Origin of the sequence: Pseudomonas sp. Marseille-Q5299, from assembly GCF_943737035.1 — a bacterium.
Classification (GTDB): domain Bacteria; phylum Pseudomonadota; class Gammaproteobacteria; order Pseudomonadales; family Pseudomonadaceae; genus Aquipseudomonas; species Aquipseudomonas putida_E.
Map to the genome: position 1 here is coordinate 50,094 of NZ_CALSFR010000006.1, position 24,311 is coordinate 74,404.

The 24,311-nt window shown below is 63.1% G+C and carries 21 protein-coding genes and 3 pseudogenes; 14 read left to right on the plus strand and 10 right to left on the minus strand.

What is annotated here, in order from left to right:
- Window positions 1-426: 426 nt before the first annotated feature.
- A complete protein-coding gene (locus tag NGJ21_RS17525; protein ID WP_237859835.1) occupies window positions 427-648 on the plus strand; it encodes a hypothetical protein in 222 nt (73 codons plus the stop codon).
- Window positions 649-802: 154 nt separating this feature from the next.
- On the opposite strand, the gene NGJ21_RS17530 is transcribed toward NGJ21_RS17525, so the two are convergent.
- Window positions 803-1,975 carry an MFS transporter gene (locus tag NGJ21_RS17530; RefSeq protein WP_251962448.1) on the minus strand — a complete coding sequence of 391 codons (1,173 nt, stop codon included), beginning with the start codon at window positions 1,973-1,975 and terminating at the stop codon, window positions 803-805.
- On the minus strand, window positions 1,968-2,780 hold the full coding sequence (locus NGJ21_RS17535) for an alpha/beta fold hydrolase (RefSeq protein WP_251962449.1): 813 nt from the start codon (window positions 2,778-2,780) through the stop codon (window positions 1,968-1,970). The genes NGJ21_RS17530 and NGJ21_RS17535 overlap by 8 nt, the downstream gene beginning before the upstream one ends.
- 125 nt (window positions 2,781-2,905) lie before the next feature.
- Between NGJ21_RS17535 and NGJ21_RS17540 the strand changes: the two genes are divergently transcribed.
- From NGJ21_RS17540 to NGJ21_RS17555, 5 genes and pseudogenes are all read left to right on the plus strand, one after another.
- Window positions 2,906-3,412: a MarR family winged helix-turn-helix transcriptional regulator gene (locus NGJ21_RS17540; RefSeq protein WP_012316321.1), complete on the plus strand. Its 507-nt coding sequence runs from the start codon at window positions 2,906-2,908 to the stop codon at window positions 3,410-3,412.
- A gap of 25 nt (window positions 3,413-3,437) precedes the next feature.
- A pseudogene (locus NGJ21_RS25940) lies at window positions 3,438-3,635 on the plus strand (helix-turn-helix domain-containing protein); the annotation flags it as partial.
- A gap of 36 nt (window positions 3,636-3,671) precedes the next feature.
- A pseudogene (locus NGJ21_RS25945) lies at window positions 3,672-3,890 on the plus strand (helix-turn-helix domain-containing protein); the annotation flags it as partial.
- 352 nt (window positions 3,891-4,242) lie between these two features.
- Window positions 4,243-4,386 carry a hypothetical protein gene (locus NGJ21_RS17550; RefSeq protein ID WP_174141599.1) on the plus strand — a complete coding sequence of 48 codons (144 nt, stop codon included), beginning with the start codon at window positions 4,243-4,245 and terminating at the stop codon, window positions 4,384-4,386.
- Window positions 4,379-4,621 carry a hypothetical protein gene (locus NGJ21_RS17555; RefSeq protein WP_115273837.1) on the plus strand — a complete coding sequence of 81 codons (243 nt, stop codon included), beginning with the start codon at window positions 4,379-4,381 and terminating at the stop codon, window positions 4,619-4,621. Before NGJ21_RS17550 ends, NGJ21_RS17555 begins: the two co-directional genes overlap by 8 nt.
- Before the next feature lie 136 nt (window positions 4,622-4,757).
- On the opposite strand, the gene NGJ21_RS17560 is transcribed toward NGJ21_RS17555, so the two are convergent.
- From NGJ21_RS17560 to NGJ21_RS17570, 3 genes and pseudogenes are all read right to left on the minus strand, one after another.
- On the minus strand, window positions 4,758-5,714 hold the full coding sequence (locus tag NGJ21_RS17560) for an arsenic resistance protein (RefSeq protein WP_251962450.1): 957 nt from the start codon (window positions 5,712-5,714) through the stop codon (window positions 4,758-4,760).
- 163 nt (window positions 5,715-5,877) lie between these two features.
- Window positions 5,878-7,131 (minus strand): serine hydroxymethyltransferase, encoded by a 1,254-nt coding sequence (gene glyA, locus NGJ21_RS17565; protein WP_012316314.1) that lies wholly within the window; start codon window positions 7,129-7,131, stop codon window positions 5,878-5,880.
- A 195-nt stretch (window positions 7,132-7,326) separates the two neighbouring features.
- Window positions 7,327-10,311 (minus strand): annotated as a pseudogene (locus tag NGJ21_RS17570) (sensor domain-containing protein); the annotation flags it as partial.
- Window positions 10,312-11,415: 1,104 nt separating this feature from the next.
- Between NGJ21_RS17570 and NGJ21_RS17575 the strand changes: the two are divergent.
- The 3 genes from NGJ21_RS17575 (at window position 11,416) to gdhA (ending at window position 15,273) form a co-directional block, all read left to right on the plus strand.
- The gene (locus tag NGJ21_RS17575) at window positions 11,416-11,814 is read left to right on the plus strand and encodes a hypothetical protein (RefSeq protein ID WP_046784618.1); all 399 of its coding nucleotides are present in this window, start codon (window positions 11,416-11,418) and stop codon (window positions 11,812-11,814) included.
- 206 nt (window positions 11,815-12,020) lie between these two features.
- The gene (gene ettA / locus NGJ21_RS17580; protein ID WP_012316311.1) at window positions 12,021-13,688 is read left to right on the plus strand and encodes an energy-dependent translational throttle protein EttA; all 1,668 of its coding nucleotides are present in this window, start codon (window positions 12,021-12,023) and stop codon (window positions 13,686-13,688) included.
- Window positions 13,689-13,932: 244 nt separating this feature from the next.
- A complete protein-coding gene (gdhA, locus tag NGJ21_RS17585) occupies window positions 13,933-15,273 on the plus strand; it encodes an NADP-specific glutamate dehydrogenase (protein WP_251962451.1) in 1,341 nt (446 codons plus the stop codon).
- Between the two features lie 36 nt (window positions 15,274-15,309).
- On the opposite strand, the gene NGJ21_RS17590 is transcribed toward gdhA, so the two are convergent.
- The 3 genes from NGJ21_RS17590 to NGJ21_RS17600 all read right to left on the minus strand — a co-directional run bounded on the left by NGJ21_RS17590 (window position 15,310) and on the right by NGJ21_RS17600 (window position 18,425).
- Window positions 15,310-15,807, minus strand: a complete 498-nt coding sequence (locus NGJ21_RS17590; RefSeq protein ID WP_046784597.1) for a GreA/GreB family elongation factor — start codon at window positions 15,805-15,807, stop codon at window positions 15,310-15,312.
- 201 nt (window positions 15,808-16,008) lie between these two features.
- Window positions 16,009-17,862, minus strand: coding sequence for an Lnb N-terminal periplasmic domain-containing protein (locus NGJ21_RS17595; RefSeq protein ID WP_046784596.1), 1,854 nt, complete (start codon window positions 17,860-17,862; stop codon window positions 16,009-16,011).
- A gap of 74 nt (window positions 17,863-17,936) precedes the next feature.
- A complete protein-coding gene (locus tag NGJ21_RS17600; protein ID WP_012316307.1) occupies window positions 17,937-18,425 on the minus strand; it encodes a DUF3015 domain-containing protein in 489 nt (162 codons plus the stop codon).
- Window positions 18,426-18,676: 251 nt separating this feature from the next.
- On the opposite strand from NGJ21_RS17600, the gene NGJ21_RS17605 reads away from it, so the two are divergent.
- From NGJ21_RS17605 to bamJ, 5 genes are all read left to right on the plus strand, one after another.
- Window positions 18,677-21,115, plus strand: a complete 2,439-nt coding sequence (locus NGJ21_RS17605; protein ID WP_046784595.1) for a Lon protease family protein — start codon at window positions 18,677-18,679, stop codon at window positions 21,113-21,115.
- Between the two features lie 163 nt (window positions 21,116-21,278).
- Window positions 21,279-21,617 carry a PA4575 family protein gene (locus NGJ21_RS17610; RefSeq protein ID WP_012316305.1) on the plus strand — a complete coding sequence of 113 codons (339 nt, stop codon included), beginning with the start codon at window positions 21,279-21,281 and terminating at the stop codon, window positions 21,615-21,617.
- 201 nt (window positions 21,618-21,818) lie between these two features.
- Window positions 21,819-22,307, plus strand: coding sequence for a TIGR00645 family protein (locus NGJ21_RS17615; protein WP_012316304.1), 489 nt, complete (start codon window positions 21,819-21,821; stop codon window positions 22,305-22,307).
- Between the two features lie 144 nt (window positions 22,308-22,451).
- Window positions 22,452-22,757, plus strand: a complete 306-nt coding sequence (locus tag NGJ21_RS17620) for a DUF6482 family protein (RefSeq protein WP_046784593.1) — start codon at window positions 22,452-22,454, stop codon at window positions 22,755-22,757.
- Between the two features lie 85 nt (window positions 22,758-22,842).
- Entirely contained in the window at window positions 22,843-23,460 is a 618-nt protein-coding gene (bamJ, locus tag NGJ21_RS17625; RefSeq protein WP_012316302.1) for a BamJ family beta-barrel-assembly machinery protein, read from the plus strand.
- Window positions 23,461-23,577: 117 nt separating this feature from the next.
- Here bamJ and NGJ21_RS17630 read toward each other — a convergent pair whose 3' ends face one another.
- A complete protein-coding gene (locus tag NGJ21_RS17630) occupies window positions 23,578-23,823 on the minus strand; it encodes a PA4570 family protein (protein ID WP_039603155.1) in 246 nt (81 codons plus the stop codon).
- A gap of 83 nt (window positions 23,824-23,906) precedes the next feature.
- Window positions 23,907-24,248, minus strand: a complete 342-nt coding sequence (locus NGJ21_RS17635) for a zinc ribbon domain-containing protein YjdM (protein WP_012316300.1) — start codon at window positions 24,246-24,248, stop codon at window positions 23,907-23,909.
- Window positions 24,249-24,311 lie beyond the last annotated feature (63 nt).

Genomic DNA, 24,311 nt, shown 5'->3' on the forward strand with positions numbered 1-24,311 from the left:
TTTCGGACCACACTGAACCTTGCGGAAGCTGGCCTGGAGGGATAAATTCATCGGGTCGCAACCAATTGTGCGACCGGGTTTGGCGACCCGTATGAAAAGGCGCAACGGCGCCCCGATCACGATTGCAGGCGCTTTTTTTGCGTCCGCTGTCTCGTGTAATGGCGGCTGTGCGTGGGAGACCCTCGGGTCTGCCGGGTTCCTTTTCCTCGGTTCGCCAACCTGCGTACAGCTGCCACCCTAATCGTTTGGCGACGGTCAGCGTGGTGCTCCAAACGAAAAGGACCTCATGCATGCTCACCGTAAGTCTATCCAGGATCCTCGCATTCGTTCTCCGCCGCCGTCGCCCTTCGCCGGCTCCCGAACCCCACCGGTTCTACCCCATCTACGACCCATCACGTCCGCACAGCGCACCCAAGCAGGTGCCCCATGACTGACCAAGAACGCTTGTCCACAATCCAGAGCTACGCCTGGACCCTCGAACTGCTCGGCGAAGCCCTGGTGCAGCATGACGAGATGCTCGAGTGTGAACACAACCCTCACTTGAGCTTCCGGAACACCGCAGGTATCCACCAAGCAATACGGATCATCAGCCAGCTGGCCAGCGAGCAGTGCGCGAAAGTGAGCCTGTTGAAGGACGAAGCCTGCTAAGGAGGGGCACATCCGGTTACAGGGCACGTTCAGGTACCACCTGATCACGCGTTTTAGCCTGTAAACCGTCCCTGCCTTGAACCGCGAACGCGGCCTCCGGTTCTGACCGGAGGCCCGCCCACACAGCGTGCCCTTCGATTAAAACCTCACCCGCTCACGCTTCGTGCGCCGCACCTGGCAACTGCACGGCCTTCGGTCGCAAAAGCGTGCTCAACCCCAGCAACAACACCGCACCGATGGCCATTATCCCCCAGGCCCAGTGCAACGAACTGAGCTGGTCACGGACGATGCCGGCAATCAGTGGCATGGTCGCTGCGATCAGGTAGCCACCGCCCTGCACGAACGCCAGCAAGGCGCCGGCTTCGGTTGGCGAGTGGGTGTGGTCGAGGGTGACGATGAGCGACAGCGGGAACAATGCGCCTATGCCAAGCCCCAGGCACAGGGTGGCCACCACCGCGAGCTGCACGGGGGCGAGCATCAGGCAGGCCAGGCCGGCAAGCAACAGCAGTATCACCACGGTCAGCGGCTGTCTGCGGTCTGGGTAGCGGTGAATGAGGGCTGAAACCAGTAGGCCGGCGATGACCTCGGTGACGGTGAGGGCGCCAAGCAGGTAACCCGCCTGGGTGGCCGTCCAGCCCAATTCAACATAGAACGGCGGCAACCAGGCCAGTACCAGGGTGTAGGCACCCGTGCCAATGCCGAAGAACAACAACAGCAACCAGGCTCGCCCGCTGCGGTACGGCAAGGTGGCATCGCTGTGGCTACCGGGGTCGCTGCCGGCGGCAAGCAACCAGGCGATCAAGCCGACCAGCGCCGGCAAGGCTGCAACCCCCAACGTCAGTTGCCAGCCGAAGGTGCTGGCACCCGGCGCCGCAAAGGCAGCGGCCAGCGCTGCGCCGCCCATGATGCCGGTGGTGAACAGCCCTATCAGCATGCCGGCGCTTTGCGGGTGGCTGCGCTTGATGAACGCGGGCATCAAAGCCTGGATGACCGCAATGCCGACCCCGCCCAACGCGGCTGTTGCGATCAGCGCCGTGCCGGACGTGATATAGGCCCGTGCGGCGCAGCTGATGACGATCAGCGTGATACCCATCGCCACACCTCGCACTTCACCTACCAGGCGCAGCAGCCAGGGGCCGGACAGCGCGAACAACCCCATCATCATCACTGGCAGGGTGGTCAGCAGGCCGCCTTGGGCGTTGCTCAGGCCCAGGTCTTGTTGCAGGGTGCCGAGCAAGGGGCCGATGGCCGCCATGATGGGGCGTAGGTTCAAGCCGATCAGCATGGCCAGTAGGCCGATGCACGCTTTGCTTGGCAGATCACGCATGTTGGAGTGGCTCCTGCAGGAAGGTGCATATCGCCTGGTTGAAGGCCTGGGCGTACGGAATGTTGAATACGTGGCCGTCACCCGGCAGGGTGATCTGGCGGGCATGGTCGATACGTTGGGTGATGTCTTCGGCTTCCGAGCGTGGGCTGATGAGGTCGCCTTCGGCGGCGAGCACCAGGGTTGCCGCTTGGATTGCTGGCAATTGATTGCTCAGGTCGTAGCGCTTCATGCCATTGCACCAGTGGATCTGGCTTTGCGCTGACAGTTGAGCGGCCTGGGCGTGCCAGGCCTGGTAAAGGCATTGGCCTTCGGCCGAGGCGGCATAATCAGCGCCAACCAACGCCGGCCATGTGGCCTTGAACCGCTTCAGGCAGCCGTCCGCTTGCGCAAGGTTTGCGGCCCAGTCGTTCAGCAGCCCCTGGCGGTACGTGCTGTTCATGCTGGCGAATGTGCCGGCGACCACCAGTTGCTGTACGGCCTCAGGTGCATGGCAGGCCATTTCGAGCGCCACCATGCCGCCCAGGGAGAGGCCGATCAGGTGGGTGCTTTCCAGCCCCAGGTGGTCGAGCAGTGCCAGCATTTCCAGTGCCTGGGCATGGGCCGTGATACCTTCGGGCGCTTCGCTGGACGCGCCGTGGCCCAGCAGGTCGGATACGATAACGCGGTGGCCCAGGCTGAGCAGTGCACTGGCCTGGGGCGCCCAGGCACGCCCGCTGTTGCCCAGGCCATGCAGCAGCAGCACCGGGCTGCCAGCGCCTGAGTCGTAGTAGTAGTGCCGATGCGGTCCGTGTATGAAAAATGCCATGTGTTCTCCTGATCCTTCAGTCGTATCGTCAGCAAGATAACTTAACGTTAAGATAGTTTAAAGGCGTCGGAGTTCAGGAGTTTGCGCGGGTTAACAGTTGATCAATTGCCCGGTGAAGGGGAGCTATGAACGATCATGTGGATTTCGTCGTCGCGCAGTGGGCGCAGGCGATGCCCTCGGTGGACGTCACATCCATGGAGATTTTCGGGCGCATGGCGCGCATCCAGAAGCATCTGGAGCGCATGCGTGCCGAAGCGCTGGCACAGTACGGCTTCAAGGAAGGCGAGTTCGATGTGCTGGCGACGCTGCGAAGGGCAGGGGCGCCGTACCGCCTGACGCCAACCGAGCTTTACCGCTCGCTGCTGATCACATCCGGGGCGATGACCAACCGGCTGGCCCGGCTGGAAAGCGCCGGCATGGTCGAACGTATTGCCGACGACCACGACAAGCGCAGCTACCAGGTTGCACTGACGGCGGCAGGTAAGGTGTTGATTGAGAAGGCTCTGCTTACACATACTGAGATTCAGGAGCTGGTACTGGCCCCTTTGAGTGCGAAGCAGCGCGCAGGGTTTGCGCAGCTGTTGAAGCAGATGCTCGCGTGTCTGCCTGGCGAAGGGGCGCCCAGCCAATGAACTGGAAAATTCAGGAGGAATTTTCATGCTGCACAGCAACTACCTCAAGCAGTTGGATCTGCAGGACATCGTGGTGTTTCTCAACCTGCTCGAGTTGCGCAGCGCCAAGCGCACCGCCGAGTTGATGAGCGTCAGCCAGCCTACCGTGAGTTATTGCCTCAAGCGCCTGCGTGGCTGCTTCGATGACACGTTGTTCGCTTCTTCCCAGGGCGTGCTGCTGCCCACCACCAAGGCCGAGAAAATCGCGCCCTACCTGCGTATGGTGATGACTGCCAAAGACAAGCCCATCGCAACGGTCGTCGGCAACAATGTCGGCCAGTTGAAGGCTGGTGCGCCAATCGCTGTGGCCGTGCCGCTGGCCAGCTCCTACGTGGTGGCCGGACCCAAGCGAGGGTAAAGCCCTGCGGCAGCCAAAGCGAAGAAGGCAGTGTCGAGGCCGGCATCGCCACGGGCACGGAAAAGCAGTCAGGAAAAGTAAGATTGATGTGGGATGCAAATCGGGTCACGTTTGCGTAGCTATAAGCGGGGCAGCCTGACGTACTGCTGGCCGAAGGCACTTGCGAAAGCGGTGGCATGGGGATAAATTGCCTCAGTCGCCGAAGCATCGGTGATGCGACCTTGGCCGGTCGGATTCGAAAGGCGCATCAGCGCTCAGTCTTCATCGCAGGCGCTTTTTTTGTGCCCGCGATGTCGTGTTTTGGCGGTGGTGCGCGGGACACCTTCGGGTGTGCCGGGCTCCTTTCGTCCCGGTCGGCCAACCCGCGTACTGCTGCCACCTTAACTTGCTTGGCCGCGAGCGGTGGCAGTTCCACAACGAAAGGAACTCATGCATGACCACCCGAAATCCGTTACTGATCCTCGCATTCGTTCTCCGCCGCCGTCGCCCTTCGCCGGCTCCCGAACCCCACCGTTTCTACCCCATCTACGACCCATCACGTCCGCACAGCGCACCCAAGCAGGTGCCCCATGACTGACCAGGAACGCTTGTCCACAATCCAGAGCTACGCCTGGACCCTCGAACTGCTCGGCGAAGCCTTGGTGCAGCATGACGAGATGCTCGAGTGTGAACACAACCCTCACTTGAGCTTCCGGAACACCGCAGGTATCCACCAAGCAATACGGATCATCAGCCAGTTGGCCAGTGAGCAGTGTGCGAAAACGAGCCTTTTGCAGGGCGAAGCTGGCGAGGCGGGGGAGGGAAGTCGGTGAGGTAGGTTGTATAAACGGCAAGTTACTGAACCGTTAACCAGGGCGGTTAGCAGTTCAGTAATTTGCCTGTGGGATTTTGGGGCTGCTTTGCAGCCCTTTCGCGACACAAGGCCGCTCCTACAGGGGGGGGCGGGTATCAGGCTCGAATTAGTGCTGGTACCACTCGCACGTAAATCAACTCACTGACCAACTCCACCATCGTCTGGGTGATCACCGCCGCGGCCGCCAGCCCACGTATGTCCTCCGGCAGCGCCAGCGCCAGGGGCAACACCACCAGGGAGTTGCGTGTCGCGGCGCTGAAGGTCGCCGAGCGTACTTCTTCCACCGGCAACTGGAACAGCCGCGCCGAGGCAAACCCGAGCACCGGCGCCAGCAGCATGAAGCCGATGTACACCGGGATCACCGGCAGCAGGCGGTCGAAATCGCGCACTACCACGGCAATCTGCGAGCCGATCACTGCCACGAGCACCAGTGCCATCGCCGGCACCGGCATCCACGCCCAGGCCTGATTCCACACAGAAACGCTACGTGACCGGCGTGCTCCGGCCGAGGTGAGCACCGCCAGGATCAGCGGCAGCACAATCAGCAGCACGAACGCCTCCACGAATGGCGTGATGGAAATCGCCACTTCGCTGCTGTCACCCAGCATCACCGCCAGGTACACCGGCAACAGCACCAGTTGCACCAGCAACAGCACGGGGGTGGCGGCGAGGGTGAGGCGCGAGTCGCCTTTGCCGATGTGGGTGAACACCACCACGTAGTCGATGCAGGGCGTCAGCAGCACCAGCAGGGCGCCGATGAGGATGGCCGGGTGCTCGACCAAGCCTCGGGTGGCGGCCCACACCAGTAACGGGACGAAGATGAAGTTGGCCAGCAGCAGCGCGGCCATGAAGCGGCGGTTGCCCAGGCCTTGGCGCAGGTCGAGGAAGGGGATTTGCAGGAACATCGCGTACATCAGCACGGCGATTGCCGGGGTGACCAGTGCTTCCAGGTGGCGCGCGGCGTCGGTGGCCAGCAGGCCGAAGGCCGCGGCGGCGAGCACGGCGGCGAAATACAACGCAATCTGATGGGTTTCGAGTTGCTCTCTGGTCAAGGCGGCGTCCTGGCGTTCGCGGTGGGCGTGAGGGTGCACAGGGTAATACGCTGCGCCGCAATTGTGGTCGCCCGCTTGTTGCGGCTTGCAATGGCAAGGCTTGCCCGCAGGCATGAAAAAGCCCGGCACAAGGGCCGGGCTTTTCACATCAGGCTATCGCCAATCAGTTGCCGTACACCGGCAGCTTCTTGCAGATGGCCTTGACCTTTTCACGTACGGCGTCGATGACGGCGTCGTTGTTCAGGTCGGCGAGGATGTCGCAGATCCAGCCGGCCAGTTCTTTACACTCGGCTTCTTTGAAGCCGCGGGTGGTGACGGCCGGGGTGCCGAAACGCAGGCCCGAGGTCACGAACGGCGAACGTGGGTCGTTAGGTACCGAGTTCTTGTTGACGGTGATGAAGGCTTTGCCCAGGGCGGCGTCAGCATCCTTACCGGAGATTTCCTGCTTGATCAGCGACAGCAGGAACAGGTGGTTCTGGGTGCCGCCGGAAACGACGTCGAAACCACGCTCGATGAACACGCTGGCCATGGCCTGGGCGTTCTTCACCACCTGCTGCTGGTAAGCCTTGAACTCAGGCTGCAGGGCTTCCTTGAAGCAGATGGCCTTGGCCGCGATGACGTGCTCCAGCGGGCCGCCCTGGGCGCCCGGGAAGACGGCGGAGTTCAGCTTCTTCTCGATGTCGGCGTTGGCACGGGCCAGGATCAGGCCGCCACGCGGGCCGCGCAGGGTCTTGTGGGTGGTGGTGGTGACCACGTCGGCGAACGGCACCGGGTTCGGGTACACGCCAGCGGCAACCAGGCCGGCAACGTGGGCCATGTCGACGAACAGGTAGGCACCTACTTTGTCGGCGATGGCGCGGAAGCGCGGGAAGTCCAGGACCTGCGAGTAGGCCGAGAAGCCGGCAACGATCATTTTCGGCTTGTGCTCGACGGCCAGGCGCTCGACTTCGTCGTAGTCGATCAGGCCGTTGGCATCGATGCCGTACTGGATGGCGTTGTACAGCTTGCCCGAGGAGCTTACCGAAGCACCGTGGGTCAGGTGGCCACCGTGGGCCAGGCTCATGCCCAGGATGGTGTCACCGGCCGACAGCAGGGCCAGGTAGACAGCGGCGTTGGCCTGGGAGCCGGCGTGCGGCTGAACGTTGGCGTAGTCGGCGCCGAACAGCTCCTTGGCGCGGTCGATGGCCAGTTGCTCGACCACGTCGACGTACTCGCAACCACCGTAGTAACGCTTGCCCGGGTAGCCTTCGGCGTACTTGTTGGTCAGGACCGAACCCTGGGCTTCCATGACGGCTGGGCTGGTGTAGTTTTCCGAAGCGATCAGCTCGATATGCTCTTCCTGGCGCAGAGCTTCTTGCTGCATGGCTTCGAAGAGCTCGGCGTCGTACTTGGCAATGGTCAAATCACGGCTGAACATAACGGTCCTCAAGGATCGGGCTGAATTGGGGGGGCATTCTAACCGATTGATTCGCGCCTGGCATATGAAGTGGCATCAAGTCGCGGACCAATGGCTTTCATGTTGCATCCCGCGCCCTGCCTGGGCTGGATGGGGGCGGGAGTTGACTTTGAAGTCCGCTTTCAGCAGGCCAGGGCCGCGCCAGCGGGCACCGGATCACTGGAACATGAACAGCGTCTCGTTGCTGAACTGCGCCTCGAACTGGCTGGCCGGCATCGGCCGCCCGAACAGGTAGCCTTGCACCTCATCACAGCCATGCTCACGCAGGAACTCCAGCTGCTCGTGGGTTTCGACGCCCTCGGCGATCACCGCCAGGTTCAGGCTGTGCGCCATGGCGATGATCGCCCGGGCAATCTGCGCGTCCTGCTCGCCCTCGGGCAGGCCGTCGACGAAGGTGCGGTCGATCTTCAGCACGTCGATGGGGAACTGCTTGAGGTAGTTGAGCGACGAGTAGCCGGTGCCGAAGTCGTCCACCGCAATGCTCAGGCCCAGCACCTTCAGGCTGTCGAGTATCTGCATCGCTTCGTTCACATCGCGCATCAGGATGCTTTCGGTCAGCTCCAGCTCCAGGCACGCAGGCGGCAGGCCGGTTTCTTCGAGCACGGTAGCGATGCGCTTGCCCAGCTGGCCGTCGGAGAACTGCCGGGCCGAGATGTTCACTGACACCTTCGGCACGCGCACCTTGGCCTTGTGCCAGGCCTTGAGCTGGCGGCTGGCCTCGCGCAGCACCCAGTCGCCGACATCCACCACCAGCCCCAACTCCTCGATCACCGGGATGAAGTCGCCCGGCGGCACCAGGCCGCGCGTGGGGTGGCGCCAGCGCAGCAGCGCCTCGGCACCGGTCAGGCGCTTGCCGTCGCCGCTGAACTGCGGCTGGTAGTAGAGGATGAATTCGTTCTGCTCCAGGGCATGGCGCAGGTCGCTTTCCAGCTCCAGGCGCTCCAGGGCGCTGGCGTTCATCTCGGCCTGGTAGAACTGGAAGTTGTTCTTGCCGCGCTCCTTGGCGTGGTACATGGCGGTGTCGGCGTTCTTCATCAGTTGGCTCAGTTCGCCGCCGTCCTGCGGGCTGAGGGCGATGCCGATACTGGCGGTAACGAAGAACTCGCGGCCTTCGAGCACGAATGGCCGCACCAGGCTGGCGAGGATGTTCTCGGCCACATGGATGGCGCGGTTGAGCGCCATTTCGCGGGTGGCGCGCGATTGCAGCAGCAGGGTGAACTCATCACCGCCCATGCGCGCCACGGTGTCGTCATCGTCGACACAGGCCAGCAGGCGCAGGGCCATGTCCTTGAGCATGCGATCGCCCGCGGCGTGGCCCAGGGAGTCGTTGATCGGCTTGAAACGGTCCAGGTCGAGGAACATCAGTACCACCCACGACTTCTGCCGCTCAGCTTGTTGCAGGGCGGTGTGCAGGCGGTCCTGGAACAGCGTGCGGTTGGGCAGGTGGGTCAGGGCATCGTAATAGGCCAGGCGATGAATGCGCTGTTCGCTGGCCTTGCGCTCACTGATGTCCGTGAAGAAACACACGTAGCTGGCCAGGTCGCCCTCGTCATCGAGCACCGCGGTTATACCGACCCAGGCTGGGTAGTGCTCGCCACTGCGGCGCTTGAGCCACACTTCGCCTTCCCAGCTGCCGCGCAGGTGCAGCTGTTTGAGTACGTAGCGCAGGTGGCCCTCCTGCTGGTCGTCCACAGTCAGCATGCTTGGCAGCTGGTCGAGCACATCGCTGACCGAATACCCGCTGACCCGGCTGAACGCTTCGTTGGCCTGCACGATGTAGCCGGCCGGGTCGGTGATGAGGATGGCCGAGGTTGAGTGTTCGAAGACCGTGGCGGCCATGCGCAGGTCTTTTTCCGCACGGCGTTGCTGGCTGATGTCGCGGCCCACGCCCAGCACACCCTCGAAGCGCTCGCGGTCGTCCCACACCAGCACCAGGCGCAGCTCGATAGGGATCTTGCGGCCATCGGCGCGCAGGCAGTCGAACAAAAACAGCTGGTTGGGCAGGTGCTGGCGCAGTTGTGCCAGCTGTTCCCGGTCGCCCATGGCCTTGCTGACCCGTTCCATCAGGCTGTAGATGCCGGTGAGCTGGGACGGGTTGGCGACAATCGACTGCCAGCCGTTTTCGAAGATCCAGTCGGTGTTGTAGCCCAGCACTGCCTGCACCGAGGGGCTGACGTAGTTGAGCTGCAGCTTGCTGTCGGTGGAGAAGATCACGTCGCTGATGCTTTCGGCGAGCATGCGGTAGCGCTGCTCGCTGTCGCGTAGCGACTGGCTGGCCTCGATTTGCACGGTGACGTCCTTGCCCACACCGATGATGCGGGTAACCTGGCCATCGCTGTCGCGGGTCAGCACTTGCTCACGGATGTCGTAGCAGCGCCAGCCGCCGTCGCGGTGGCGGAAGCGCAGCTGGCAATGCAGTGACTGGCCGTGGCCGTTGGCGCGTTGCTGCTGGCGCAGGGCCTGGTAGTGCGCCGCATCCTCGGGGTGCAGCAGCAGCTCCCAGAAGCGGTCGCCCATCTGCGCAAGCTCGGTGCGGTCGTAGCCCAGGGTCTGGCCGAGGTGGCGGTTGCTGAAGATCATCCGCTGGCTGAGCACGTCCTGCACGTACAACTGGTCGGGCACGGTACGCACCACGTCCGACCAGAAGCTTTCGCGCTCCAGCAGCGACAGCTCCACCTGCTTGCGGCTGGTGATGTCGCTGATGCTCAGGATCACCGCCTGGTAGTCGCGGCGCTGTTCCGGCAGCCGCGCCATCAGCCACAGGTGCAGCTCACCGCCCAGGGGGGCGGGCAGGCGCACTTCCAGTTCCAGCAGCGGGCGCTGCTCGATCAGCGCATCGATCAGTTGCATGCCGACGCTGTCACGGCCGTCGCCGCTGCCGTCGATCAGCCGTTGCCAGGCCCCTGCGTGGCAGTCGACGTTGAGCAGCTGGCGCGCCACTTGGTTGATTTCGGTGATCTTCAGTTCCAGCAGCAGCGAGCGGCGCAGGCTGGAGTCGAGTGCCAGGCTCTGCTTGAGCGCGGCGAGGTTGCGCAGGTGGTAGCGGTCAAGCTGGCCGGGCAGGCTGGAGAGGTCGAGCACGCACAGGGCTACGCCGGTGCCCTCGAAGATTTCCTGGTAGCGCCGGCGGTCCTCCTGCAGGGCGCGCTGGCGGCGGCGCATGTTGATCAGCGCCAGTACCGGCAGCAGCGCACAGAACAGCGCCAGCAGGCACTTGCCCAGCAGTGCCGGCAACAGTTTCTGCTGGGCAAGGCCGGCATCGAACAGGCCCCGCAGCTGCCAGACACTGTTGTCGATGAAGACCAGCATCACGCTTTGCAGCGGCTGGTCGCTGGTCTGCGCTGGGGCGTGGCGTTCCAGCACCTCGCCGCTGCGGCTGTTCTCCAGCAGCCACAGGGGGTGCCCGGGGCCGTCCAGGTGCTGGGTCAGGGTGCGGTAAAAATCGTTGGACAGGCGCAGCAGCCAGTAGCCGCGACCCTGCTCGGTGGCCTGGCGCAACAGCAGGTAGACGGTGCGGTTGTCCGCCGAGTTGGCGAAGAAGTAAGGCCGGCCCTGGTTCAAGCCGAACAGCTCGTCAATCAGCGGGCGGTCGGGGCTGCCGGCCAGGCTGTCGCTCTGTAGCCGCCCACTGTGGTCCAGCCAGGCCAGGTCGCGCAGGTTTGGCAGGCGCTCGCGCAGCGTGTCGAGCAGGCTGGGCAAGGCGGCAGGCGAAGGCGCTTTGACATACGGCTGCACCACATTCAGCGCCTGCTGGGCCTTGAGCGCCATGTTCAGGCCCAAGTGGTCTGCCAGTTCGACGCTTGCGTCCAGGTGCTGCTGGCGCTGCTCGGCCTGGGTGTGGCGGAACTGCGAGAACAGTTGCCAAAGCAGCAAACCCAGCAGCAGCAAAGCCAGCAGGGCCAGCGCACCTTTGACCGAGCCGCGCACCGGAGCGGCTGGGGCCGGCGTGACAGTGCGCGGCGAGGACGGATGATTGAGATTGGTCAAACCTTGGTCCTGCTATTGGGCTGGCGACGGCAGGGATTGATATGCACGGTGTATGCCGGTGCCTGGGCGACCGCACCGCGGTTGCGCACTATAAGGCCGTATACCCGAAACGGGCTAGCATGCCTGTCATTATGGCAAAGTGCCAGCCCTGCTATCGGGTGCCGATGGTCGCGATGAAACCTGCCCGTTCGGCAATGCCTTGCTTGCTGTGCGAGAATGCCGCCCGCTTCAATGACAACGCATCGGAGATGTTCGGTTTTGGTTACTCACTTTTCCACCAATGGCCTCGATTCCGCCTGTGGGCGCAGCAGTCAGACCCTTGTCAGCACTGCCGTGACCGAGGATGTATCCTGCAAGTCGTGCCAGCGTTCGCTGGTCAAACCTGAGGCCTCGGCCTCGAAAGCCAAGGCGCCGTCGCTGGCCGAGCTGCGCAAGACCGCCAAGGCGGCAGTAGCCCCGGTCGAAGCTGGGGCTGAGGCTGCAGTGAAACCGGCCAGCAAGGCCGTGAACAAACCTGCCGCCAAGCCGGCCAAGGCTGCCGAGCAGCCTGCCCGCCAGGGTGGTTTCAGCGTGAAATCTGCCTGGGCCGCGCGCCTGGCCGGGCAGGGCGACCGTTGCCGGTTGCCGCGGGGCAAGGCAAAGCAGCGTCACGTCTGATCTGTGTGGGGCCAGCACCGGCCTCACCGCCGCCAATGGGCCGCACAGCGGCCCTGTTGACCCCACCATCCGACCACCCTGTGCAACGCGGCGCGTTGGCGTAGAATGGTCGACTTTGTTCAATGACACCCCGTAAACACATCCGCCTGGCCACCTGGCCGGGGCGATCGTCGATGTCTTTACCTATCTGATTAGAGGGCTTGGTTTTGGCTCAATACGTCTACACCATGCATCGGCTGAGCAAGGTCGTGCCGCCGAAGCGGGAAATTCTCAAGAACATTTCCCTGTCGTTCTTCCCGGGCGCCAAGATCGGCGTACTCGGCCTGAACGGCGCGGGTAAATCGACCCTGCTGCGGATCATGGCGGGCGTCGACAAGGAATTCGACGGCGAAGCCCGTCCGATGCCCGACATCAACGTCGGCTACCTGCCCCAGGAGCCGCAGCTGGACCCGAGCAAGACCGTACGCGAAGTGGTCGAAGAAGCGGTCAGCGTGATCAAGGACGCCCAGGCCCGCCTGGACGAGGTCTACGCTGCCTACGCCGAACCCGACGCCGACTTCGACAAGCTGGCCGCCGAGCAGGCCAAGCTCGAATCCATCCTGCAGGCTGCCGACGGCCACAACCTCGAGCGCCAGCTCGACGTCGCCGCCGACGCCCTGCGCCTGCCGGCCTGGGATGCCCGCATCGAACACCTGTCCGGTGGTGAGAAGCGCCGTGTGGCCCTGTGCCGTCTGCTGCTGTCGGCACCCGACATGCTGCTGCTCGACGAACCCACCAACCACCTGGACGCCGACTCGGTGGCCTGGCTGGAGCGCTTCCTGCACGACTTCCCGGGCACCGTGGTAGCGATTACCCACGACCGTTACTTCCTCGATAACGTCGCAGGCTGGATCCTTGAGCTGGACCGCGGCGCCGGCATCCCATACGAAGGCAACTACTCGGGCTGGCTGGAGGCCAAGTCGGACCGTCTGGCGCAGGAATCCAAGCAGCAGAGCGCCCACGAGAAGGCCATGAAAGAGGAACTGGAGTGGGTGCGCAAAGGCGCCAAGGCCCGCCAGTCCAAATCCAAGGCCCGTCTGCAGCGCTTTGAAGAGATGCAGTCGCAGGAATTCCAGAAGCGCAGCGAAACCAACGAGATCTACATCCCGGCTGGCCCGCGCCTGGGCGACAAGGTCATCGAGTTCAAGAACGTCTCCAAAGGCTATGGCGACCGGGTGCTGATCGACAACCTGTCGTTCGCCATGCCTAAAGGTGCCATCGTCGGCGTGATCGGTGGTAACGGTGCCGGTAAGTCGACCCTGTTCCGCATGCTGATGGGCAAGGAACAGCCGGACTCGGGCAGCATCGAGATCGGCGAAACCGTGCAACTGGCCTGTGTGGACCAGAGCCGCGAGGACCTGGACGGTGCCAAGACCGTGTTCCAGCAGATCTCCGATGGCTCCGACATGATCCGCATCGGCAACTACGAGATCCCGTCGCGCACCTACGTTGGCCGGTTCAACTTCAAGGGCGGCGACCAGCAGAAGTTCGTCAAGGACCTCTCCGGTGGTGAACGTGGCCGTCTGCACCTGGCCCTGACCCTGAAAGAGGGCGGCAACGTGCTGCTGCTCGACGAACCGTCCAACGACCTGGACGTCGAAACCCTGCGTTCGCTGGAGGAAGCCCTGCTGGACTTCCCGGGCGCCGCGATCGTGATTTCCCACGACCGTTGGTTCCTGGACCGTGTGGCTACCCACATCCTGGCGTACGAAGACGACTCGAACGTGGTGTTCTTCGAAGGTAACTACACCGAGTACGAAGCCGACCGCAAGAAGCGCCTGGGCGACGCCGCTGCCCAGCCGCACCGGGTACGGCACAAGAAGCTGGCCCAGTAAGCCGGTTTCCGATGCACAAGAATGGGGCCCTCAGGGGCCCCATTTTTGTGCCTGGCATGAAGTGGCCTGTCCCCCCAGGCGGGCTGATCGGCCATCGGAAGGCACCTTGTTTTGTATACACTTATATAAAACGCACCAAATAATTTCATAAAAACGACATTCCGCCCTGTTCCAGTGCGATTGCTTCTTGGTACATTCCAGAAAAAACCAATAAGTCCAATCCCTCTTGGTGAGATGTCTACCCATGATCGAATCTGTCGACCATTTCCTCGAGCGCCTGAAGCAGCGCGACCCGGCCCAGCCCGAATTCCACCAGGCGGTGGAAGAAGTGCTGCGCAGCCTTTGGCCGTTCCTTGAAGCCAACCCACACTACCTGCAGGCCGGCATCCTCGAGCGCATGGTCGAACCCGAGCGCGCGGTGCTGTTCCGCGTGTCGTGGGTCGATGACCAGGGCAAGGTTCGGGTCAACCGCGGCTACCGCATCCAGATGAGCAGCGCCATCGGCCCCTACAAGGGCGGCCTGCGTTTCCACCCCTCGGTAAACCTGGGTGTGCTCAAGTTCCTGGCCTTCGAGCAGGTATTCAAGAACTCCCTCACCTCGTTGCCCATGGGCGGCGGCAAGGGCGGCTCGGACTTCGACCCCAAGGGCAAGAGCGACGCCGAAGTGATGCGCTTCTGCCAGGCCTTCATGAGCGAGCTGTACCGCCACATCGGCGCCGACCTGGACGTGCCTGCCGGTGATATCGGGGTGGGCGCCCGCGAGATCGGCTTCATGTTCGGCCAATACAAGCGCCTGGCCAACCAGTTCACGTCGGTGCTGACCGGCAAGGGCATGACCTACGGCGGCAGCCTGATCCGCCCTGAAGCCACCGGCTACGGCTGTGTGTACTTCGCCGAAGAAATGCTCAAGCGTCAGGGCCTGCGCATCGACGGTCGTCGCGTAGCAATTTCCGGTTCCGGCAACGTTGCCCAGTATGCTGCACGCAAGGTCATGGACCTGGGCGGCAAGGTGATCTCGCTGTCCGACTCCGAAGGCACTCTGTACGCCGAAGCCGGCCTGACCGACGCCCAGTGGGACGCCGTGATGGCGCTGAAGAACGTCAAGCGTGGCCGCATCAGCGAACTGGCCGATCAGTTCGGCCTGGAGTTCCGCAAGGGGCAGACGCCATGGAGCCTGCCGTGCGACATCGCCCTGCCGTGTGCCACCCAGAACGAACTGGGCAGCGAAGACGCCCGCACCCTGCTGCGCAACGGCTGCATCTGCGTAGCGGAAGGCGCCAACATGCCGACCACGCTGGAGGCTGTGGATATCTTCCTGGAGGCTGGCATCCTGTACGCACCGGGCAAGGCATCCAACGCCGGCGGCGTGGCCGTTTCGGGCCTGGAGATGTCACAGAACGCCATGCGCCTGCTGTGGACCGCCGGTGAAGTGGACAGCAAGCTGCACCACATCATGCAGTCGATCCACCATGCTTGCGTGCACTACGGTGAAGAGGCCGATGGCAAGATCAACTACGTGAAAGGCGCCAATATCGCCGGCTTCGTCAAAGTCGCGGACGCCATGCTGGCCCAGGGCGTGGTCTGATTCGAAAGATTGGGGCCGCGCAGCGGCCCCTTTGTTTCAGGCCTCACCCACGATATCCATCACCTCGATCACCTGGTCCCCCGCCGGCCGCCGCCAAATCACTTCATCCCCAGGCCCTGCGCCCAGCAATGCCCGCCCCAATGGCGACCCCCAATTGATCAGCCCCCGGCTGGCATCGGCTTCATCCTCCCCAACCAGTTGCACGGTCTGTTCCTGCCCCTGCTCATCGGCAAACCGCACCCGGCTGCCAATCTGCACCTTGCTGGTCGAGGTGGCAGCTGGCACCACCTGCGCGCTCTGCACCCTGGCGCTGAAATAACGCAAGTCACGCTCGGCATCGGCCAGGCGTTGCTTGTCGCCCTGTTCGCCCAGGGCCTGCAGCTCGGCACGCAAGGCATTGAGTTCGGCCACGCGCTGCTGCAGCTGGCGCAGGCCATTGGTGGTGACGTAGTTGGGCTGGTCGCTGACGTGCCGCTCCACCGGCTGGTCGGCCTGGGCGGCGGCTTGGTCCTCGTTGACGAATGCGCGGCTCATAGGGACCTCCTTTTGCTCAAAACAGCGTGAAAGAGCCGGTGGGTTCACACTCGCCGGCCTTGATGCGGCCGTCGTAGGAGCGGCCTTGTGTCGCGAAAGGGCTGCGCAGCGGCCCCGGCATTACTTGCCACGCCATAGGCCTTGGGGCCGCTGCGCGCCCCTTTCGCGACACAAGGCCCCTCCTACGAAGAGCAGGGCGCGTCAGTAGTGATACCACTTCAGCTCCAGCATCACCTCATTCTGGGCAGTAGCCAGGTGGCTGAACTCCCGTGAGGCACTCAGCCTCAGCCCCAGGTTCTGGCTGATCTCCCACTGCTGGTTCAGGCTCACACTGCGCCGCACTTCGCCATTGGTGAAGTAATCGCCTTTGGCTTCCAGTGTCATGTTGCCCAGCCCGTTGCGCCACAGCAGCCCGCCATTGAACCCCGCCGCCGGGGCGATGAACTGGGCGAAGTCGTTATGGTGCTCGACCCGCACCGTGCCCAAGGCAAAGCCCAGCAGCCCATCGGCCAACTGCCAGGTGCCGCCGGCACCGCCGTTGACATGGCTCACCAGCACTTCGTCGTCATGCTTGCCCGGCACCCGCTCCAGGCCACCGGCGACCTGCCACGACCAAGGCTTGAGCAGTTCGTTGCGAGGGGTCAGCGAGCGAATGGTGGCCAAGTCCAGGCGTTGCACTTGCCAGTCGTTGCCTTCGTACTGGCGCACTTTGAGCTGCAGGATCTCGATCTGCGCGCCGAGCGGGAAGCCGTAGGCATTGTCGTTCAGGTCGTGATACGCCATGCGCAGCCCGTATTCGGCATAGGCGCGGTCTTCCCGGGTGCCGACGCCTAGCTGCCAGGTGCGTGAGTCGTGCCCGTCCTCGGGCAGGCCGGGGCGTTCAATTTGCAGGGGCGGTGGCGGGTTGCGGTTGATCGCCCGCAACAGCTCGAAGCTGCGCCGTGCCTGGCCGGGGTCGCGCTCCTGGCCGTTGGCTCGGTAACGTTCCAGGCGGTAGGCGGCATCCTGCACCAAGGCCTGGCGCTCGCGGGGCAGGGCGGTGAATGCCGGGCTCTGCAACTGCGCAGTGTCGGCACTGACGGCCAGCACCTGGCGCTTCTCATCGAGGTCCAGCGGTTCGGCCCGAGCCAACAACTCCCGTTCACGCGAGGGCCGGTAGGTCTCGCTGGCGACCATGCCCGACTGTTTCACGGCCTTGACCGTGTCGGTGGGGATCGCGGTCAGCGGGAACTGCGAGGTCAGGTCCAGGCTCGGCCGCGCCACCTGCAGCAGTTCCAGCAGGCGGTAGGAGCAGTTTTCGTCGAAGAAGAAATAATCGAACTGGACTTGCTTGAGTTCCCACACATGCTCGACCATGCGCCCGGTTTCTTCCGGGGTGAGGTCTAGCTGGTACTCCCACAGGTCGCGGTTTTCCAGGCTGCGGTATTCCGAGAGTTTTTCCTGGTAGGGCATCAGGGCGAACAGCCCGGGATAGCCGCCCATCAGGCCCTTCCAGGCGTACAGGATGCTGTTGTCGCTGCCTTCGATATAGGCGCCGAAGTTGATGGCGTAACTCAGCAGCGTGGTGTCGTCGCTGCGCGTGTTGGACTGGTCGATGCGCAGCAGGGTATGGCCGAACATCGATGACGGGCTGTTCAGGTAGGCCGCCGGGAAGATCAGTGCCGCGCTGTGCGGGTCGACCGATTTGTACCAGGCCTTGAACTCCTGGCAGTCCGGCTGCGGCAAACCTTGCAGGCCCAGTTGCTCCGTCAGCCAGCGGGTGCGTGCGGGGAACACGCATTGGGCATGCTTGTCGCCCAGGCTGGCCGGGGCATACAGCGCTTGCACCGTAGCCCGCAGTTCCTGGTCCGGGTGGTGCGCACCGTCCTCGGCGAGGAAGAATTTGCGGTCGTCTACATAGCTGCGCCAGCCGCCGAGCTTGGCGGTTTCGTAATGGCCCAGGGCAATCCAGTAGGGGGTATTGGCCAGTTGCTGGAGACGGCCTTCATCCAGCGCAGGCGCGGCATGAACAGGGGCGCAGGCACACAGCGCCAGGTAAGCGAGGCGTTTGAGCATGTCGGGCAACTACTTCTTAACGATGCCGATAAAAAGGCGAAAACCCGCCCCGAGCGGGGCGGGAGCAGCTGCGCTTAGGCCTCGGTAGCGTACTTGGCCAGGCGTGGGTCGTTCTTCAGAACGGCCAGGGTGTTGCTGTGGACAGTTTCGGCATTCACGTCAGCGCTGCTGAAGATCTGGTTGAAGTGCTGGTGGGTGACCGAGTTGAAGTAGCCGCGGTCTTCCGGCGCCACACCCAGTACCACCGCGTAGGTGGTGAGTGCTTCGCCCTGGCCCATGGCCATGTCTTCGGACAGTTCGTTCATCATGCCATTCATGGCGAACCAGGACTTGCCGCCATAGGTCAGCGAGGCCTTGGTGGAGCAGCCGTTGGTGCCGGAGGTCATGCCGAAGGTGGCGTTACCGGACGTACCGTTGGTGGTGGATGCCAGGAAGTGAGCCGGCGTGCCGCGCTGGCCTTCGAACAGCATGTTGCCCCAGCCGCAGTTCGGGCCGCCTGGCGCTTCGGCCATGGCATTGAGTGAGACTACGGTGAACAGAGTACCCAGAAGAATCCGTTTCATAGCATTTGTTCTCTATTTGTCTTAACCAAGGGTCAGGGTTGCTGGCAACTCGGTTGCCAGGTCGGGAAAGCTTTTCACCCACCCGCGCAGCTTGGAGTTTAGGCACGATCTAAAGGTTGCGTCGTTGATTGCGAAAAATTTGCTTGGGTCGCTAATCGATACTGCGACATAAAGTCCCGCTGAGCCTTGCAAGGCGCGCGCGGGCAGCGCCAGAATGCTGCGTATCTGCCCCGCCGAAGTAAGGAAACCCAATGCCCGATCCCGTCGCTGCGCGCCTGCGTCTCGCGCCTGAAGCTTTGACCAGGCGTTTTTCCCCCGAGCAGTTTGCCTTTGCCAATACCGACGATCTGGAGCCGTTTCGCGGAGTCCTGGGCCAGGAACGTGCTGTCGAGGCCCTGCAGTTCGGCGTGGCCATGCCACGCCCTGGTTACAACGTGTATGTGATGGGCGAGCCCGGCACCGGGCGCTTCTCGTTCGTCAAGCGCTACCTCAAGGCCGAGGGCAAGCGCCAGCAGACCCCGGCCGACTGGGTCTACGTCAACCACTTCGATGACACCCGCGAGCCACGGGCACTGGAGCTGCCGTCGGGCAGCGCCGCAGAATTCATCAGCGACATGGGCGGCCTGATCGACAACCTGCTGGCGACCTTCCCGGCGGTGTTCGAGCACCCGTCCTACCAGCAGAAGAAGGGCGCCATCGACCGCGCCTTCAACCAGCGTTACGACCGCGCCCTGGATGTCATCGAGCGCGCCTCGCTGGAAAAGGACGTGGCCCTGTACCGCGACGCCAGCAATGTCGCCTTCACCCCGATGGCCGACGGCAAGGCCCTGGACGAAGCCGAATTCGCCCAGCTGCCGGAAGAGGTCCGCGAGCAGTTCCACGAGGATATCGCCTTCCTTGAGGAGCGCCTCAACGAAGAACTGGCCAGCCTGCCACAGTGGAAGCGCGAGTCGAACAACCACCTGCGCCAGCTCAACGAAGAAACCATTACCCTGGCCCTGCAGCCATTGCTGGCGCCGCTGTCGGAAAAGTACGCCGAGAACGCCGCGGTGTGCGCCTACCTGCAATCGGTGCAGTTGAACCTGCTGCGTACCGTGGTCGAGCAACTGGTCGATGACAGCAAGACCGACGCCGTGGCGCGCAAGCTGCTCGAAGAGCAATACGCCCCAAGCCTGGTGGTCGGCCACCACGCCGTCGGTGGCGCCCCTGTGGTGTTCGAACCGCACCCAACTTACGACAACCTGTTCGGGCGGATCGAATACAGCACCGACCAAGGGGCGCTGTACACCTCCTACCGCCAACTGCGCCCAGGCGCGCTGCACCGTGCCAACGGTGGCTTCCTGATCCTTGAAGCGGAGAAGATGCTCGGCGAGCCGTTCGTCTGGGATGCGCTCAAGCGCGCCCTGCAGTCGCGCAAGTTGAAGATGGAGTCGCCGATCGGTGAGCTGGGCCGTGTCGCCAGCGTCAGCCTGACGCCGCAGATGATCCCGCTCAACGTCAAGCTGGTGATCATCGGCTCGCGTCAGCTGTACTACGCGTTGCAGGACCACGACCCGGACTTCCAGGAGATGTTCCGGGTGCTGGTGGATTTCGACGAAGACATGCCGATGGTCGACGAGAACCTCGAGCAGTTCGCCCAGCTGTTGCGCACCCGCACCAACGAGGAGGGCATGGCGCCGCTGACCAGCGATGCGGTGGCGCGCCTGGCCACCTACAGTGCGCGCCTGGCGGAAAACCAGTCGCGCCTGTCGGCGCGTATCGGTGACCTGTTCCAGCTGGTCAGCGAGGCCGATTTCATCCGCCAGCTGGCCAGTGACGAGATGACTGACGCCGGGCATATCGAGCGTGCGCTCAAGGCCAAGGCCACCCGCACCGGGCGCGTTTCGCAGCGCGTGCTCGACGACATGCTCGCCGGCATCATTCTGATCGACACCGAAGGCGCGGCTATCGGCAAGTGCAACGGCCTGACCGTGCTGGAGGTCGGCGACTCGGCGTTCGGCATGCCGGCGCGCATTTCCGCCACCGTCTACCCGGGCGGCAGCGGCATCGTCGACATCGAGCGCGAGGTCAACCTGGGCCAGCCGATCCACTCCAAGGGGGTGATGATCCTCACCGGTTACCTGGGCAGCCGCTATGCCCAGGAATTCCCCTTGGCGATTTCCGCGAGCATCGCCCTGGAGCAGTCCTACGGCTATGTGGACGGTGACAGTGCCTCGCTGGGTGAGGCGTGCACGCTGATCTCGGCATTGTCGCGCACCCCGCTCAAACAGTGCTTCGCGATCACCGGCTCGATCAACCAGTTTGGTGAAGTGCAGGCGGTGGGTGGGGTCAACGAGAAGATCGAAGGCTTCTTCCGCCTGTGTGAGGCCCGTGGCCTGACGGGCGAGCAGGGTGTGATCATCCCGCGCGCCAACGTGGCCACACTGATGCTCGATGAGCGTGTGCTGCAGGCGGTCGAGAACGGCGTGTTCCACGTCTATGCGGTCAGCCAGGCTGACGAGGCGCTGAGCCTGCTGGTGGGTGAGGACGCCGGGGAGCAGGACGAGCAGGGCCAGTTCACCGAAGGCAGCGTCAACGCCCGGGTGGTCGAGCGCTTGCGCGAGATCGCCGAGATGATCAGCGAGGAAGACATCGAGAAGGCGGAAAAGGAACGCCTGGAAGAGGTGATTGCCCAGGCCAAGCCAGCCTGAGTCAATAAATCGGCGCTAGCGGCCATGTGCTACCGTTCAGCGCCGGTTTTCCATCTTTTTGCGCCGCTATTCTATGCTGGAACTTAGGACGGTATCAGGGTTCAGGATGGAAACAGCCCGAACGTTTCGAGCTGAATACGGCTTATTGGAGGGGGACGCGGCCATGCGCAACCTCTGCCTCACTCGCCAGTGCCTGGGCCTGGTGACGCGTATCGAATGCAGCATTCGCCCGCTGGCCGGTGATAACGGCATGTGGACCTTGCTGTTCGCTGCCGGCATGGCCGGTGAACAACCCTCAGCCATCAAGGCCCAAGGGCCGTTCCATGGGCCGTTGGTGGCCGAGTCGGTGCTCAACGCCATTGTCGACAGCCTGACCCTGCATGGGTACCAGGTGGCCGAGGATCCGCAGATCTGGTGCCTGCACCTGCAGGCGCAGTTGCGCCGGATCAACGGTGAACGTTGTCGCAACCTGGGGGATTACCAGTTCCATCCTGAAACCTGAGCGCCTCTTCTGGCCCAATCGCCGGCAAGCCGGCTCGCACTGGGGCCTCACTGCTTACCAAGGCAGTGGTGTACCTGAGGTAGCCGGCTTGTCGGCGGTTGCGCTGCACGGCAGCCCCCTTCAGGCCGGGCTTTTGCTGTAACAGGTGGCTGGCTATACTCGGCGTCGCTTTTTTAGTCACCTGACGAGTCCCAACCCTCCATGGAACGTATTCTCGAAAACGCGATGTATGCCTCGCGCTGGCTGCTCGCCCCCATCTACTTCGGCCTGTCCCTCGGCCTGTTGGCCTTGGCGCTGAAGTTTTTCCAGGAAGTCATCCACGTCCTGCCCAACGTCTTTGCCCTGAGCGAAGCCGACCTGATCCTGGTGATCCTGTCGCTGATCGACATGTCGCTGGTGGGCGGCCTGCTGGTCATGGTGATGATCTCCGGCTACGAGAACTTCGTCTCGCAGCTGGACATCGACGACAGCAAGGAGAAGCTCAACTGGCTGGGCAAGATGGACTCTTCGTCGCTGAAGATGAAGGTCGCCGCCTCGATCGTGGCCATTTCCTCCATCCACCTGCTGCGGGTGTTCATGGACGCGCAGAACATTTCTACCGACTACCTGATGTGGTACGTGATCATCCACATGACCTTCGTGGTGTCGGCGTTCTGCATGGGCTACCTGGACAAAGTCACCAAGCACTGAGTGCTTTCGGGCCCCATCGCCGGCGTACCGGTGCTGGGGCCAGCGCGGCCCAACTGACGAGCGGCGTCAGCAATGCCTTGTGTATTCCCTGGTCCTGTACGAAAAATGAGCACTCATGCCTGGTTCCAGCAGCGAGGTGCTCTCATGAACCTGCATCAGCTCAATACCGAGGCCAGGGCCGGCCATGTCGACGAAGTGAACCTGATCGCCATCGAAGGTGGTGATTATCTGCTCGAGGCCCGCATCAAGGGCCACGCCCACCCCCTTGCCGATACCCGCGGTGAACGCCTGCGCGTGCACTCGGTGGAAGACGCCCGCAAGTTGCTGCAAGCCATCCCGATGGTCTCGATGAACCTGGTGCACTGGTCTGTGCAGGACGAAATGTGCGGCATGGGTTCGCACCCCGAAGAAGACCTCAAGGTACCCATTTCCCAGCGTTCGGCCTGGTAGCTGCTCGCAGCTTCCCAGTGTGCTAGGCTGCTCGCCCTTTTCATCAAGGGCGCGGCTGCACTGCGCCCTGCAGTGGAGCACGACAATGTCCGAACTCAACCTGTCCACCGACGAAACCCGCGTAAGCTACGGCATCGGCCGTCAGCTGGGCGGCCAGCTGCGCGACAACCCGCCACCGGGCGTCAACCTGGAAGCGATCGTGGCCGGCCTGACCGACGCCTTCAACGGTGCCGACAGCCGCGTCAGCGAAGCCGACCTGTCGGCCAGCTTCAAGGTCATCCGTGACGTGATGCAAGCAGAAGCTGCTGCCAAGGCTGAAGCTGCGGCTGCCACCGGCAAGGAATTCCTGGCCGAGAACGCCAAGCGTGAAGGCATCACCACCCTCGCTTCGGGCCTGCAGTTCGAAGTGCTGACCGCTGGCGAAGGCGCCAAGCCGACCCGCGAAAGCAACGTGCGTACCCACTACCACGGCACGCTGATCGACGGCACCGTGTTCGACAGCTCCTACGAGCGTGGCCAGCCGGCTGAATTCCCGGTCGGTGGCGTGATCGCTGGCTGGACCGAAGCCCTGCAGCTGATGAACGCTGGCAGCAAATGGCGCCTGTACGTGCCGAGCGAGCTTGCCTACGGCGCCCAAGGCGTTGGCAGCATCCCGCCGCACAGCGTGCTGGTATTCGACGTCGAGCTGCTCGACGTTCTGTAATGCCTCTGGGGCCGCTTTGCGGCCCATTCGCGACACAAGGCCGCTCCTACAGGCCCATGATGCTCTTGTAAGAGCGGCCTTGTGTCGCGAACGAGGGCAAAGCCCTCGCTATGCCGATCAATTCCAGTCTGTTCCCACCGGGCGCAATGCCCGCGCATAGCAAAACAGGAACAGATTGCGCACCAGCTCCTTGAGCACCACTGGCTCACTCGAATTCAGCCCGCTCATGTCCAGGTCGCCCTGGTCACGCAGCTCGTCGAGCGCTTCTTCTTCGAGCATGGCGCACACTTCGCCGGTTTCGCGATGCAGGATGCGCAGGTAAGGGTGGGGGCGGTCCAGCCAGGCGTCGATCAGATAAGTCATGGCTATTCTCCTTGGATAGCAGTCCAATGAGAATAATTCTTATTATCAAAATAGCAAGAGACTATTGGCTGTTTTTTATGTAATCAGACCTTGCGCACGAATTCCGACTTCAGCTTCATGGCGCCAATGCCGTCGATCTTGCAGTCGATGTCGTGGTCGCCGTCGCACAGGCGGATGTTCTTGACCTTGGTGCCGACCTTGACCACCAGGGAGGAGCCTTTGACCTTGAGGTCCTTGATCACGGTGACGGTGTCGCCGTCCTGCAGCACGTTGCCCACCGAATCCTTTTTCACCACGTCATCGCTGCCGGCATCGGCTTCGCCGTTGGCCGACCACTCGTGGGCGCATTCGGGGCAGATCAGCTGGGTGCCATCCTCGTAGGTGTATTCAGAATTGCATTTGGGGCAGGGCGGCAAAGTGCTCACTTCGGTTCCTTAAACAGACAGACGGTTAAAGGCCCATATTGTATAAGGTTTTAACGGGGAAGT

Bases quoted from the DNA above. Each gene is read 5' to 3' on its own strand.
- NGJ21_RS17590 (WP_046784597.1), bottom strand. From the start codon at position 15,807: ATGAGCCGCGCATTCGTCAACGAGGACCAAGCCGCCGCCCAGGCCGAC.
- NGJ21_RS17535 (WP_251962449.1), bottom strand. From the start codon at position 2,780: ATGGCATTTTTCATACACGGACCGCATCGGCACTACTACTACGACTCA.
- glyA (WP_012316314.1), bottom strand. From the start codon at position 7,131: ATGTTCAGCCGTGATTTGACCATTGCCAAGTACGACGCCGAGCTCTTC.
- NGJ21_RS17530 (WP_251962448.1), bottom strand. From the start codon at position 1,975: ATGCGTGATCTGCCAAGCAAAGCGTGCATCGGCCTACTGGCCATGCTG.
- NGJ21_RS17550 (WP_174141599.1), top strand. From the start codon at position 4,243: ATGACCACCCGAAATCCGTTACTGATCCTCGCATTCGTTCTCCGCCGC.
- gdhA (WP_251962451.1), top strand. From the start codon at position 13,933: ATGATCGAATCTGTCGACCATTTCCTCGAGCGCCTGAAGCAGCGCGAC.
- NGJ21_RS17615 (WP_012316304.1), top strand. From the start codon at position 21,819: ATGGAACGTATTCTCGAAAACGCGATGTATGCCTCGCGCTGGCTGCTC.
- NGJ21_RS17525 (WP_237859835.1), top strand. From the start codon at position 427: ATGACTGACCAAGAACGCTTGTCCACAATCCAGAGCTACGCCTGGACC.
- NGJ21_RS17620 (WP_046784593.1), top strand. From the start codon at position 22,452: ATGAACCTGCATCAGCTCAATACCGAGGCCAGGGCCGGCCATGTCGAC.
- NGJ21_RS17555 (WP_115273837.1), top strand. From the start codon at position 4,379: ATGACTGACCAGGAACGCTTGTCCACAATCCAGAGCTACGCCTGGACC.
- NGJ21_RS17540 (WP_012316321.1), top strand. From the start codon at position 2,906: ATGAACGATCATGTGGATTTCGTCGTCGCGCAGTGGGCGCAGGCGATG.
- NGJ21_RS17630 (WP_039603155.1), bottom strand. From the start codon at position 23,823: ATGACTTATCTGATCGACGCCTGGCTGGACCGCCCCCACCCTTACCTG.
- NGJ21_RS17600 (WP_012316307.1), bottom strand. From the start codon at position 18,425: ATGAAACGGATTCTTCTGGGTACTCTGTTCACCGTAGTCTCACTCAAT.
- NGJ21_RS17610 (WP_012316305.1), top strand. From the start codon at position 21,279: ATGCGCAACCTCTGCCTCACTCGCCAGTGCCTGGGCCTGGTGACGCGT.
- bamJ (WP_012316302.1), top strand. From the start codon at position 22,843: ATGTCCGAACTCAACCTGTCCACCGACGAAACCCGCGTAAGCTACGGC.
- NGJ21_RS17605 (WP_046784595.1), top strand. From the start codon at position 18,677: ATGCCCGATCCCGTCGCTGCGCGCCTGCGTCTCGCGCCTGAAGCTTTG.
- NGJ21_RS17595 (WP_046784596.1), bottom strand. From the start codon at position 17,862: ATGCTCAAACGCCTCGCTTACCTGGCGCTGTGTGCCTGCGCCCCTGTT.